This is a genomic window from Halofilum ochraceum (assembly GCF_001614315.2).
Taxonomy (GTDB): domain Bacteria; phylum Pseudomonadota; class Gammaproteobacteria; order XJ16; family Halofilaceae; genus Halofilum; species Halofilum ochraceum.
The window spans coordinates 220,208-233,712 of record NZ_LVEG02000001.1 but is presented as its reverse complement, the minus strand read 5'-3'; the positions used below and the strand labels follow the sequence as shown (position 1 = coordinate 233,712).

11 protein-coding genes are annotated in these 13,505 nt (G+C 67.7%); 5 read left to right on the top strand and 6 right to left on the bottom strand.

The window, feature by feature from the left end:
* Positions 1-23: 23 nt before the first annotated feature.
* Together A0W70_RS01100 and A0W70_RS01095 are read right to left on the bottom strand one after the other, a co-directional pair.
* Entirely contained in the window at positions 24-1,361 is a 1,338-nt protein-coding gene (locus A0W70_RS01100) for a D-amino acid dehydrogenase (RefSeq protein WP_075109820.1), read from the bottom strand.
* 46 nt (positions 1,362-1,407) lie between these two features.
* Positions 1,408-1,887, bottom strand: coding sequence for a hypothetical protein (locus tag A0W70_RS01095; RefSeq protein WP_139150653.1), 480 nt, complete (start codon positions 1,885-1,887; stop codon positions 1,408-1,410).
* Positions 1,888-2,161: 274 nt separating this feature from the next.
* Between A0W70_RS01095 and A0W70_RS01090 the strand changes: the two genes are divergently transcribed.
* Positions 2,162-2,734, top strand: a complete 573-nt coding sequence (locus A0W70_RS01090; RefSeq protein WP_083330671.1) for a class I SAM-dependent methyltransferase — start codon at positions 2,162-2,164, stop codon at positions 2,732-2,734.
* 7 nt (positions 2,735-2,741) lie between these two features.
* Here A0W70_RS01090 and A0W70_RS01085 read toward each other — a convergent pair whose 3' ends face one another.
* Positions 2,742-3,671 (bottom strand): DNA-3-methyladenine glycosylase family protein, encoded by a 930-nt coding sequence (locus A0W70_RS01085; protein WP_217495354.1) that lies wholly within the window; start codon positions 3,669-3,671, stop codon positions 2,742-2,744.
* 159 nt (positions 3,672-3,830) lie between these two features.
* Between A0W70_RS01085 and A0W70_RS01080 the strand changes: the two genes are divergently transcribed.
* Entirely contained in the window at positions 3,831-5,003 is a 1,173-nt protein-coding gene (locus tag A0W70_RS01080) for a trans-sulfuration enzyme family protein (RefSeq protein ID WP_070987512.1), read from the top strand.
* A 21-nt stretch (positions 5,004-5,024) separates the two neighbouring features.
* Here the strand turns inward: A0W70_RS01080 and A0W70_RS01075 are convergent, their stop codons facing one another.
* Both A0W70_RS01075 and A0W70_RS01070 read right to left on the bottom strand, forming a co-directional pair.
* A complete protein-coding gene (locus A0W70_RS01075) occupies positions 5,025-5,501 on the bottom strand; it encodes a cytochrome c (RefSeq protein ID WP_070987510.1) in 477 nt (158 codons plus the stop codon).
* 40 nt (positions 5,502-5,541) lie between these two features.
* A complete protein-coding gene (locus tag A0W70_RS01070) occupies positions 5,542-6,165 on the bottom strand; it encodes a TetR/AcrR family transcriptional regulator (protein WP_070987508.1) in 624 nt (207 codons plus the stop codon).
* 229 nt (positions 6,166-6,394) lie between these two features.
* On the opposite strand from A0W70_RS01070, the gene A0W70_RS01065 reads away from it, so the two are divergent.
* Both A0W70_RS01065 and A0W70_RS01060 read left to right on the top strand, forming a co-directional pair.
* The gene (locus A0W70_RS01065; protein WP_070988236.1) at positions 6,395-7,780 is read left to right on the top strand and encodes an efflux RND transporter periplasmic adaptor subunit; all 1,386 of its coding nucleotides are present in this window, start codon (positions 6,395-6,397) and stop codon (positions 7,778-7,780) included.
* A complete protein-coding gene (locus A0W70_RS01060) occupies positions 7,777-10,887 on the top strand; it encodes an efflux RND transporter permease subunit (RefSeq protein ID WP_070987506.1) in 3,111 nt (1,036 codons plus the stop codon). Before A0W70_RS01065 ends, A0W70_RS01060 begins: the two co-directional genes overlap by 4 nt.
* A 9-nt stretch (positions 10,888-10,896) precedes the next feature.
* Here the strand turns inward: A0W70_RS01060 and A0W70_RS01055 are convergent, their stop codons facing one another.
* Positions 10,897-12,501, bottom strand: a complete 1,605-nt coding sequence (locus A0W70_RS01055) for an alkaline phosphatase family protein (RefSeq protein ID WP_070987503.1) — start codon at positions 12,499-12,501, stop codon at positions 10,897-10,899.
* Between the two features lie 61 nt (positions 12,502-12,562).
* On the opposite strand from A0W70_RS01055, the gene A0W70_RS01050 reads away from it, so the two are divergent.
* A complete protein-coding gene (locus A0W70_RS01050) occupies positions 12,563-13,456 on the top strand; it encodes an FkbM family methyltransferase (RefSeq protein WP_175443028.1) in 894 nt (297 codons plus the stop codon).
* The last annotated feature ends 49 nt before the right edge of the window (positions 13,457-13,505 follow it).

Sequence of the window (13,505 nt, the reverse complement as noted above, 5' to 3'; positions counted from 1 at the left end):
CCGGCAGGTCCCCGGCGATAGACTCAGATGAGCCCGAAACGCCGGGGGGAAAGTTCCCCGGCCCGATCGAATCCGGTGACCCGCCCACCGACCTGATCAGCCACGACTTGTCCCGCCCCGGCGGCGAATGTCCATCCGAGATGGCCGGGTGCGGTATTCAGGAACAGGTTGGGGATCGGACTGGCACCGAGAACAGGCGCCCCGTCGATGCTGACCGCCCGCAGACAGGCCCACGGCTCCACCTTGTCCGGATCGAGCCGCGATGCCAGCGAGGGCAGGTTCGAAAGCCCCTGACGCTGCACGACCTCGACCCGGGATAGCCGGATCGTCCGATCGAAGCCGGTGAACTCCACGGTCCCGGCGATCCGCAACCGATCTCCGAGGCGCGTGATCACCACCCGGTGCGCCTCGTCGATCAGCGGCACGCGGGGCACATCGGCCCCGTCATCGACGGGCAAGGTTACGGAGTATCCCTTGGCGGGTTCGATCGGCAGGCGCAGGCCGAGCGGCCGCACGAGCGCGGGCGCATCGACACCGGCGGCGAGAACGTAGCGATCGCCCTGGATGATGTCGCGATCCGTCACCACGGACCGGACCCCCGAGCGATCCCCCTCGATCCGCGAGACGGACTCACCTGTGCGCACGCTCGCACCCCGCTCGACCAGTACGCGGCCCAGTTCGCGCACGAACCGGCAGGCATCCCCGGATTCGTCATCCGGGAAATGGATGCCGCCGGCCAGCGACGCACGCGTGTCCGCGAGCGCCGGCTCCTGTTCCAGCACGCCGTCGGCATCGAGGGTGCGCGACCGAATCCCCAGCGGTTCGAGGGCTTCGGCTGCCGACTGTGCCGCATCAAGCGCCGCCCGATCGCGGAAGATCTTCATACTGCCGCGCTGGTCACCGTCATACTCGATGCCGGTGGCGGCACGCAGTTCCGCCATCCGGTCACGCCCGTACAGCGCCAGGCGCGTGTTCAGGGCCTTCACGTATTCATGGTCACGGGCCCTGCAGTGGCGCAGGAAGCCGAGTCCCCACCTTGTCATCCACGGTAGCCGCCCGGGCCGAAGCAGAAGCGGCGACGCCTCGCGCCCGACCCAGCGCAGCAACTGCCCGGCGACCGCGGGCGAATTCCACGGGGCAGCGTGGCCGGCATGCAGGATGCCGCCGTTGGCGTAACTGCCCTCGGCCGCCAGTTCGGGGTTGCGGTCCAGCAGTGTCACCTCATGGCCGGCCTCGAGCAGGAACCAGGCCGTAGCCGTTCCCATGAGGCCGCCGCCGATCACGACGATGTGCAAGGCCGTCTCCCCGTACTCGGTTCGATCCCACTCAGGACATTGATGGCCATCAATGCAGCGCGGCATGGCCCCGATAGACTGCATGGCCGGAGGATATGACCATGCATGTGATTCACTCGTCCGTCCGCTCCGCACTGCGCACCGCCGCTTCACCCATCCACCGGCGGCGCCTGCAGCCCTTTGGCCAGAGCGTGTTGCTGACTATTCTGAACCGCACAATCACGCGACAGATCTCATAGAGGGCGAATTCCAGTTTCTCATCGGTCGCGTGCCCATGGTTTCCATCACCGACCTCGAAGTCCGCTGGCCGTTCACCGCGAATGCCACCGGAGACCTTATTGTAAAGGCGACGGCGCCAGCCGATACCACCATCCACGCGGACAGCTCCGCCGTGCTCCTGGCCGCGGCCCGCCGCTGCGATCCGGATACGCTCAGTGGTAGAGGCCGCGGTTGAACAGATGGCGTGATCGAGTGCGCCCTCGACGCGGAACCGACCCTCGTACAGCGCCGGATGATCAGCCGACCAATGCCGGTCAATCAGCACGCCGGCCAAACGCGCTGCCCGGGTACCGTCGCGATAACCGCCATACACGAAATCGGCTCCATCCTCGACCGCCGCCTTCAGCGCGGGCGGACTGCCCAGGGGGACAGACGAGTTCCATGGGGACCATTTCGTGCCCGGTCGCCGCCCCACACGCCCTTTTCAATCCGGGAGTCGCGGCGTAAGCCGGAACTCGTCATGAGGCCGTGATGGCCATCAAGACTGAATCCGTTGTCGGTCTATGGCCACCCTTTCATAATGCATTCGAAGTACCCGTTCAGCCCCGCCAGCGCGAGGCGTAGCCCCGGACACAGGAATGCCGATCATGGCGACGGACTGGGAAGCGCGATACCGTGAGCGCTCGGCCACGCAGCCGCGGCCGGCCGCGGTGCTCACCGATTTCGACCACTTGCTGCCGGCAAGCGGCGACGCCCTCGATCTCGCCTGTGGACTCGGCGGCAACGCCCTCCATCTCGCACGCCACGGTCTGATCACCCGGGCCTGGGACAGCGCCGCCACGGCCATCGACCGGCTCGCCGCGCAAGCGCGCGTGGAAGGACTCGCCCTGACCGCCGAGGTGCGTGACGTGGTCGAGCACCCGCCCGCGGCATCCACCTTCGACGTCATCGTCGTCAGCCGCTTCCTCGACCGGGCCCTCTGCCCCGCGCTTGCCGCCGCGCTGCGCCCAGGGGGCCTGCTGTTCTACGAGACCTTTACGCGTGCCGGACTGACCCGCCATGGGCCGCAGAACGACCAATACCGGCTCGCCGACAACGAACTGCTCGCACTGTTCCCCGCGCTTCGGGTACGGGTCTACCGCGACGAAAACCGCGCCGGCGCTACCGATCGTGGGCTGCGCGATCTCGCCCGGCTCGTGGCCCAGCGCCCGGTCGATTGATCGCCTTCTACAGCGTGTCTGTCTGGAGCCGATAGAGCAGCAGGTGCAGGTAGACGAGACCGGCGTAACCGGACCAACGCCGCATAATGGCCTGGACATCGTCGTAGTCGGGCCGGCCCGCAAGATCCAGCCATGCGGCGAGGTGGCGCTGGGCGCCGACGTCATCCCCCGGGAAGATGTGTGACCGGCCGAGCCCGCGCAGCAGTGCGTACTCCGCGGACCAGCGCCCGACCCCACGCAACGCCGTGAGGTGGCGAATCGCCTCTGCATCGGGAAGCGGTGCCAGCGCCGCCTCGCTCAACTCGCCCAAGGTACAGGCATCGGCCACACGCAACAGCGTGCGTGCTTTCGCGAAACTGAACCCGAGCCGGCGCAAACCGGAATCGGTCGCGTGCTCGCGCAGTTCATCCGGGCGCGGGAAGGCGCTGCCCCCGGGGCCGGCCTTGCCAAAGGTTTCGGCGAGGCGATTGAGCGTCATGATGCCGACGTGGAGGCTGACCTGCTGGCAGGCGATGGCGTTGGCCAGCGCCTCGAACAGATCTGGGAAGCGCGGCGGGCGCATGCCGCGAAAGCGCAGCGCGAGCGGCCCCAGGTCCGGATCAGCCGCCGCTCGCGCGTGGAACTCGGTCAGCGATACATCCACGCCGAGCAGGCGGCGTAGCTGACGCGCGGCCTCGTCCTGGACTTTCAGCGCGTCCGCTTCAGCCCCGCATACGTCCACTTCCAGCACGGGCGCGTCGGTGCCACCGGTCTGTGTTACCGCGGCCTCGACCGGCCCCGCGGGAAGGGACATAACCCGCCGATAGCACTCGCCGTCCCAGCGATCGACGACGTTGTGGGGCTGGCGGCGCAGCGCAGCGGCCACCAGATCGAGTCGGAATGGCGGTTGCGGGTGTATCTCGACCGAGTCGGTTTTCTGCGCGTGGCGATATGTCACACCGCATGCTCTTTCCGTGCGACCGCATTAGACCATTGTCATCGAATTCCCGGTTCTCGTTACACAGCAACGGAACCGGACGTGTACCCATCCGCCACCCTGGGAGAAAATGCCTGACCGTACCCGTCTTCAAAACACCCCCTGGAAACGGAGGTACAAATGGCTGAATCCCGCGATGGCGCGATGGCCACCCGCGCCATTCATGCCCACGGCAGTCAGGACCCGCACGGCAGTCCTCACGCGCCGATCTACAATACGACCACTTTCGCGTTCACCTCGACCGCCGATCTGCTGGAAGTGGTTGAGGGCCGTCGATCCGGCGGGCTGTACACGCGCTACGGACTCAATCCGACCATATTCGCGCTCGAACGCACGCTCGCCAGTCTTGAAGGCGGCGAGGCGGCACGCGCCTTCACTTCAGGTATGGGGGCGATCGCAGCGCTGTTTTTTGCCCATGGTCGCGACGGCGTGGTGTGCATCGGTGATGCCTACGGCGGCACGCTGGAGCTGGCTGGTGAGCAGTTGCCGCAGCTTGGCATCCCGTCATGGCTGCTGCTCGGCCATGAACTCGAGCGGCTGGATGAGGCCCTGAACGACGGCGCGAAACTCGTCTTTGTCGAGACACCGACCAACCCGGCACTGGAACTGTTCGACATCGCCACCATCGCCGAGCGCGCCCATGCCCACGGGGCACTTCTCGCCGTCGACAACACCTTCGCGTCCCCGGTCAATCAGCAGCCGCTCGCACTGGGCGCGGATCTCGTCATGCACAGCGCCACGAAATTCCTGGGCGGGCACAGCGACCTGACCGCCGGCGCGCTTATCGGTCCGGAAGCATTGCTGGAACCGGTCCAGGGCTGGCGCAAGAATCTCGGTTCAACAATTGCGCCCGAAACCGCCGCGCTGCTGTCGCGCAGTCTGCGCACGCTCGTTGTACGGGTACGACAGCACAATGAGAACGCACAGGCAGTCGCGGAAGCCATGGCGCGGCATCCGGCGATCGCGCGTTCCCTGTATCCCGGGCTCCCCGACTTCCCCGGCCACGACCTTGCCACCCGCCAGATGAACGGCTTCGGCGGGATCGTGACCATCGAGGTCGATGGAGATGGCGCCGCCGCGGCCCGCGTTGCCGACCGGCTGCAGCTGTTTCAACTGGCCCCGAGCCTGGGCGGTGCAGAGAGTCTGGTCACCCAGCCGCGCACGACTACGCATCACGATCTGTCCGAGGCGGAGCGTGCGCGCCGGGGGATTACCGACGGCATGCTGCGCCTGTCGATCGGACTGGAAGACGGCGCCGATCTGATCGCCGACCTCGAGCGCGCGCTGGCCTGACATGCGCCGGCCGCGCCCGGCTTATTGCCCCAGCCCTGGGAAGCGGTCATGCGCATAGCGCGCATGGCAGCCGGTGCAGGCATCGATCATGTCACCGAACAGCTCCCGCTGGCGCGCCCCGTCGCCGTCACGCCCGGCGGCCGCGAGCTCCCCGGTCAGTTCGTGAAAGGCACGATCACGCTGGACGAAATCTTTGGGCACGGCCTCCATCAGGGCTTTTCGGTCGGCCTTCGTCATTTCCTGCTTGAGGATGAAACTGTCGTGAATCGCCTGGGCCTTCTCGGCCACGACCGCGTCCCGGCCGCGCACGAGGGCGTCGAGGATCTCTTCGCTGGCCTGCTGGATGGCATTCATTTCCTGTAACAGCAGTCCGCGGACGCGATCCGGCAACTTCGGCCCGACGGGCTCCGCGGGCTCGGCAGGGTCGCCCGCGTGCAGCGAGCCGAGAACCCCGAATGTCACTACAGCGATGAGTGTCATGTTCCTGATTACGCGCATGGCGTTATCCTCCCCGGGACCGATCGGCCCCTTTCTTCGATCATTCACGGGTCTCCGCCTCGGGTGACGGCATCGGCAGAAGCCCGGTCAAAGCGACCTCCAGTACTCCACCACCGCGCTCTTCCAGATCGAAAGAGCGCTCAGCCAGCGACCAGCGGATCGCGGTTCCCTGAACGACGGAGATCAGCAGCCACGCGGCGTCCTCCGGCTCAAGGTCACTTCGCAGCTCGCCGGTGCGTTGCCCGTCGATCAGGATCTGTTCGATATGGGCATGAAATCGGCCCGCGACCTCGTTCAGGCCGGCCCGCAGCGCGGCGTTATCGCGATGCAGCGTGCGCGAGAAGAGGATCGCGGGCAGCGCCGGGATGGTCGCGATGGTATGCAGCTGCGCGCGGATCAGCCCGCGCAGGCGCTCGGGAGCCGTGCGGTCACGCCGCGCCAGGGCGGCGCGCCACCCTGCCTGCATGCGCTCGCCCACGGTCGCGGCCAGCGCTCGCCACATCTCCGCCTTGCCGCCGGGGAAATGCCGGTAGAGCGCCGGCTCGGTGACACCACGCCGGCGGGCAAGACCACGCGTGGTGACACGGTCGGCGCCCTCCTCCGCCGCCATGGCGAGCATGGTGTCGATGATCTCCCCGCGTCGGTTATCCCCGGGCTTTTTCACGATCCTGCCTGCTCCTGATGTTAGTGACCACTACGTTCCACTCTATCGACTCGACCGCCCCGAGTCCAACCCCTATAGAACCATTTTAATCCTCATTTACAAGCATATATCCCGGACCCAATCGCTTGCTCCGGAAGAAACGGTATTGGTAAAGTTAGTAATTGCTAAACACCTGTTTTGATCAAAGCGCGGAATCCGGCCGCGCCGATGGGACATCCGACTCATGGCCATGGCACCGAAAACCTCACGCCGGATCCGCCGGGGTCTCGCGGTCCTTCTCCCCCTCCTGGCCGGCGTGCTGGTGCTGGCCGTATTGGTTGCCCAGCGCCCCGAGCCACAACGCAGCCCGGCCACCGAGGACGTGCGCAACGTGAGCGTGATCGAGGCCCCGGCGAGCGCATGGCGGCCAAGGGCAACCGGCTTCGGTGAGGCCCGGCCGGCCCGGACCTGGCGGGCCGTGGGGGAGGTATCGGGACGCATCGTCGAACGCAACGAGCAGGTCGAGACCGGCGCCATCCTCACCGCGGGTACTACGCTGTTCCGGATCGACCGCAGGGACTACGAGCTGGCGGTCGCCGAAGCCGAGGCCGCGCTCGCCGTCCGTCGCGCCCAGCTGGAAGAACTCGATACCCGGCGCGACAACGTCGAGCAGTCGCTCGCGATCGAGCGACGGCGACTGGAAGTGGCCGCGCGCGAACTGGAACGCCAGCAGCGTCTGCTGGATCAGGAATCGGTCTCGCAGGCCGACGTGGACCGCCAGCAGCGCGAATACCTGCAGCAGCGTCAGGCGGTGCAGGATCTGGAGAACACGCTGGCCCAGATCCCCGCCGAAAGGCGACGGATCGAAGCCGAACGCCAAAGCGCGGGCGCACGTCTGGAACAGGCGCGACGGGACCTGCCGCGGACTACGATCGATGCGCCGTTCGATCTGCGCGTGAGCGAAGCGGAGACCGAAACCGGGCAATACGTCCGCACCGGCGAGACCCTCCTGCGGGCCGACGGCGTCGGCGCTACCGAGGTCGAGGCCGAGGTCCCGTTGAGTCGTTTCCGCGCGATCCTGACATCCGACCTGCACCGCGATCGTCGCGACCCCGCCGGGCTCGACCGATTACTGAATCGGATGGGACTGTCGGCGGAGGTGCGCCTGCGGACGACCGGCGGAGACGAGGCGATGGCGCGCTGGCAGGCGCGGGTCGATCGCATCAGCGACGCGATCGATCCGCGTACGCGCACGGTCGGCGTCGTCGTGGTCGTCGAGCGCCCGTACGCCGATGCCCGGCCACCGGAAAAACCCCCGTTGGTCAAGGGCATGTACGTGGAAGTCGGGCTCTGCGCGCCACCGCGGGAGCCTGCGGTCGTCCTACCACGCACGGCACTGCACGGTGAGCGGGTCTATGTCGTCGACGCCGACGACCGTCTAGCAATCCGCGAGCCCACGCTGCGCTTCCGCGGCAGCGATTTCGTGGTCATCGCCGGCGGGATCGAGCCCGGGGAACGCGTGGTACTGAGTGACCCGGTTCCCGCGATTGCCGGAATGAAACTCGCGCCAGAGGATGCCCCGGACGCACGCGCCAGGCTGATCGACAGCGCACGCGGGGTGCGGGACTGCCCATGATCCGCTATTTCGCGGGCCATCCGACGGCCGCCAACCTGCTGCTCGTCCTGATCGTGACCGCCGGCATACTGGCGACACCGGGGCTGAAGCGCGAAACCTTCCCGCGCTTCGCGCCCACCGAGATCCGTATCGAGGTGCCCTACCCGGGCGCGGCTGCCGCCGACGTCGAAGAGGCTGTCTGCGCGCGCATCGAGGATGCGGTCGAAGGCGTTACCGACCTCGCCGAGATCCGCTGCGAAGCACTGGATGATCGCGCAACCGCTACCGCGGAAATGCGCGAGGGCGGCGATCCCGGGCGTTTCCTTGATGAGGTCCGTACCGAGATCGAGGCGATCGAAGAATTCCCCGATCGCGCCGAAGCCCCGGTCGTGCGCGAACTGCATCGCACCGATTTCGTCGCCTCGATCGCGCTTACCGGCGACATGACGCCGGCCGATCTCAAGGCCTGGGCCGAGGAAGTGAAGGACCGGCTCCTGCGCGTCCCCGGGGTCGCGACCATTGATATCGGCGGGTTCTCGGACCATGAGTTCCGCATCGAGATCCCGAAATCCGTGCTGCGCCAGCACGACCTTTCGATCGACCAGGTCGCCCGCATCGTCGGTCGCCAGAGCACCGATCTGCCGGGCGGCACCATCGAGACGCCGACGCGCGACATCCGGCTGCGGTTCAGCGACGAGCGCCGCTCACCGGCCGAGCTGGAAGAAATGGTCATTATCGGTGACCAAGAGGGTGGCGAGATCCGCCTCGGCGAGATCGCCACCATTACCGACCGCTTTGAAAAGGCCGAGCAGAAAACGACGTTCAACGGCCGGCGTGCGGCCGTGCTCGACGTACACAAGTCCATCGCCGACGACAGCCTGCGAGTCGTCGACGCACTGCGGGCATTTATCGAGACCGAGCGCGAACGCGCACCGCCGGGTGTGGAGATCAGGCTCACCCGCGATCTGTCGTCGATCGCCCGCGACCGGCTCGAGATGCTGGTCAGCAATGGTCTGCAGGGCCTGTTGCTGGTGTTCCTGGCGATGTGGCTGTTCTTCGGCGTGCGTTTCTCGTTCTGGGTCGCACTGGGGCTGCCGGTCTCGTTCCTGGGTTCGATATTCTTTCTGGCAGCGACCGGCTACTCGCTGAACATGATCACCATGGTCGGCCTGTTGATGGCGATCGGGCTGATCATGGACGACGCCATCGTCATCTCGGAGAACATCGCGGCGCGCCGGCGCGATGGCGCGCGGGCACTGGAAGCCGTCGTCGAGGGGACACGGATCGTCGCACCTGGCGTGATCGCATCCTTCATCACCACGGCCTGCATTTTCGTGCCCCTGTCGTTCCTCTCGGGCGACATCGGCACGGTCCTCGAGGTGATGCCGGTCGTACTGCTGATCACCCTGGCCGTCAGCCTGGTCGAGGCCTTCCTGATCCTGCCTCACCACCTGCTCCATTCGGTGGAAAAGGCCTCCGCCCGGCCCGGGCGCTGGCGTGCCCGCTTCGAAGCCGCTTTTGAAAACGTGCGAGAACGGCTGATTGGTCGGCTGGCGGACCGCGCCGTCGCGTGGCGCTATCCATTCGCGGGGGTGATGCTGTTCGTGCTCGTCGGCACCGGTGGCCTCCTCGCCGGCGGCCATGTCGGCTTCCAGGCGTTCCCGGATATCGACGGCGACGTCGTCGAAGCGCGATTGCTCATGCCACAGGGGACGCCGCTGGCCCGCACCGGCGAAGCCGTCGATCGCATCGTCGCCGCGCTCGAGCGCGTGAACGATGAACACACACCCCGACAGCCGGGCGAGCGCGCGCTGGTCCGTGACGTGCAGGTGCGCTTTGGCCAGAACGCCAGTGCCCACGAAACCGGTGCACATGTGGCGACCGTCGTGGTCGATCTGCTGGATGCCGAGATGCGGACCACGGAACTGGACGAACTGTACGCCGACTGGCGCGAACGCATCGGTACGATCCCGGGGGCGATCGCCCTCATCCTGCGGGAACCCGGTCTCGGGCCCCAGGGCCTGCCGTTCGAGTTCCGCCTCCAGGGCGAAGATCCGGAGCGTCTCAAATCGGCTTCACTCGAGCTGCAGGAGGCGTTGCGTTCCTTTCACGGCACCCGCGACGTGATGGACGACCTGCGACCGGGCACACCCGAGCGCCGGATTCGGCTCGCCGAAGGGGCGCGCGGCCTAGGCCTCGACACGGCGGAAGTCGCGGGACAGGTGCGGGCCGCGTTCCTCGGCGAAACGGCGACCGAGGTCCAGGTCGGCACGGAGAGCTACGAGATCACGGTACGCCAGGCCGACGCCGATCGCGACAGCCTGGGGGATCTCGACGCGTTCACGATTACGCTGCCCGATGGTGGACAGGTACCGCTGGGCGCGGTGGCCTCGATCGAAACCGGGCGCGGCTGGGCCCGGATCCAGCGCATCGACGGCCGGCGAACGGCCACCGTGACGGGTGACCTCGACACGCGCGAGGGCAACGCCATGCGGATCATCGAACGACTCCAGCAGACCACCCTGCCCGAGCTGCGTTCACGATATCCGCGCGTCGATATCGAACCGCGCGGGCAGTCGAACGAAGCCGCCACGACCGGTGGCTCGGTACGCTCGGCCTTCACGTTCGGCCTGATCGGGATATTCGTCGTGCTGGCGTTCCAGTTCCGCAGCTATCGTGAGCCATTCATCGTCATGACGGTGATCCCGTTCGCGCTCGTCGGGGCCGTGCTGGGGCATTTCCTGCTGGGTTACCCGTTGTCGATGCCGAGCCTGCTCGGCGCGGCCTCGCTGGCCGGCATCGTCGTCAACGACTCGATCCTCCTCGTGCACTTCATCAAGCGACGGGTGGCGGAGGGACAGCCCATGGCCGATGCCGCGCGCCTGGCGAGTCGCGATCGCTTCCGGGCCGTCGTGCTCACTTCACTGACCACGATCCTGGGGCTATTGCCGTTGCTCGCCGAGGGAAGCCTTCAGGCCCAGGTGCTCAAGCCGTTGGTCATCAGCGTGGTCTTCGGCCTGCTCGCGGCGACATTGATGGTTCTGTTCCTCGTGCCGGCGCTCTACGGCATCCTGGCGGATGTGGGGCCCGGGACGAACGAACAGGCACCGGCGGGAGCCGCGGGGTAGGCACCTGCCTCACCCGTCCTGGCGCGTGGCCGCTGGAGACGCACCGCCGCGATCACGCCCGAAGGCGTCGCGCAGCCATGAACGCAATACCGCCATGCGCGGGACCGGCCCCGTCATCGGCGGGCGCATACCCCGCGTGAAACCCCGTTCGACGAAGGCCTGCACGAGCGCGGGATCACCGCTGATCACATGCACCGGCACCCGATCCGAGGCGCCGGTCCCGGTGATCAGCGGCGCGGGCTGATGGTCGCCGAGGAGGACGAGCAGGGTCTCGTCGTCCACACGCCGCGCTCCGTACTCGCCCGCGACCTGCACCGCATACGCCATTGAACCCGCAAAATCCCGGCGCAGGTGGGCCGGATCGCGCCACAGCGTCGAAAGACCATTACCGGCGTCGGCCCAGCGTTTGAACACGCTGCCGTCACCGATGCGTTCCCACTCGAGCACCGGCAGGACCGGGACCCAGGGGGCATGACTGCTGATCAGCGCGGTCTCGATGAATACGGGCCGATCCGCGGCCCGGCGGGCGCGATCCACGACCTGCCAGGTGAACTGGTCGGGCATGGTCACCCAGTTCAGCCGCGGTCCGGCGTAGTCGATATTGGTGGCGTTCAGCACGCGGTCATAACCGAGGACATCCCCCGCGGCCCAGGGACGCGTGATAGCCGGCATCACGGCGATACTCGCGTGGCCGGTGGCCTCCAGATCGTCGATCAGGGTAGAACGGCCGCTCGCCAGCAACCGGTCGTAACGGGATTGGTTATCGAGCCACTGCCCGCTCAGGAAGGTCGCGTGACTGAGCCACGACTGCCCGCCACGGGTCGGCGCCCGAACCCACCCGGAGGCGGCATGTAACCCGCCGGACTCGATCGCCCCCGCGGCCCGGTCGAGGACGGGGTGCACGATCTTCGCGTACTGCGGATCGGTCAGCGCGTTCTCGCCGTAGGACTCGATGAACCCCACGATGACATCGATACCGGCAAGGCCCGGAAGCGCCCGCGGCGCAGCACCCTCGCGGGACTGCGCGAGATGGTCGGCGAACCCGACGACATCGCCATGGGTGCGCCACGCACGCTGCGCCTGTTCCGTCGCCAGATGCCACGCCGGCGTGTCGATGCGGGGCGCGACCTGCGGCTGCGCCAGCGTACCGATGGCCGTCGCGAACAGCATGATACCCGTAGCAGCCCGCGTACCGCGGTTACGGGCGGTACCCGGCAGGCGCGCCAGTGCGAAGGCGGCCGCCACCGCAAGGAGGAGCACGGTCGCCACCACCCCGAGCCCCGCGAGCGCGGATACCGAGACGCCGGACTGACCCACGCCCAGATCGAACAGCGGACGCAGCAGGCGCCAGTCGAGCCAGGGATCCAGCGGTCGCGCAAGGCTCAGGCGCGTAAGGCGATCACCCAGTGCGAGCAGCAGCATGAAGGCGACGGCGACGCCGGCAGCGGCAGCCGACATAACCGCCCATCGACGCCGCGGCGTCAGGGCCAGCACACCGACGACGGTTACGGCATCCAGCGCCACCCAGGCCGCGCCGTCACCCCCGCGATGGAGCCATGCGATGCCCGCGAACACCCCGTTCAGGGCGAGACAGGTGACGAGTATTCTGCGCAAAGGGGTGGTCGTCCTCACAGCAGGCCGGGCGGATGCGCGGGTGATCGCGGGTTACCTTCGCATGAAAACGAGCGCCGGTGTCGCACACCGCCCGGGTCCAGACGCCGCCGGCCACCGAAGTTATCGGACACCCGCGATCAAGCGTATCCTCAAGCGCACTGCACCAGTGGAGCGGCTGCGCATGAACCGGACACCGCGCGGGGCGGCGGCCACACCGGCCACCCGGTTACGCGGAGCGGCGGGACTGGCACGTTCGCTCGCCATTTACCATGGGATGCCCTGGCGCGCCCGAACGCTGCGCCGTCTCTACCGCGGGATTATCGGTCCAGGCGATCTGGCCTTCGACATCGGCGCCCATGTCGGCAACCGCACGCGTGCACTGCGGGCGGTCGGCGGTCGGGTGGTCGCGGTCGAGCCCCAGGCGCTGTTCCACCGCTGGCTCGAGATCACGCTGCCACGGGATGTCGTCCTTCATCGGGCGGCGGTCGGGGCGTCCACTGGCGAACTCGAACTCGCGGTCTCGCGCCGCCATCCGACGGTCTCGAGCGGATCCGCCGACTGGCTGGGCGACGTCGCCGACGACCCGACCTTCGCCGGCGTTGCCTGGGACGCGACGGAGACGGTGGAGCAGACAACGCTGGACGCGCTGATCGCCCTCCACGGCCGACCGCGTTTCTGCAAGATCGATGTCGAGGGCATGGAGCCCGAGGTCCTCGCCGGACTGAGCCAGCCGATCCCCTGGATCGCGGTCGAATACGTACCCGCGGCGCTCGACCGCGCGCGCACCTGCCTCGACCGCCTCGCCGCGCTGGGTGATTGCCGCGTCAACGCGGTGCGCGGGGAGACCGGCCGCTTCGCCTGGGACGAATGGCTCCCCCCGCACACGGCTGCCGGGCGGCTCGCGGCGACGGCCGCGGACGGCCGCCCCGGGGACCTCTACGCGCGCTTCGTCTGAAGTGCGCGCTCAATCCGGGGACCGGTAGCCACACGGCGATCGTCCCGTG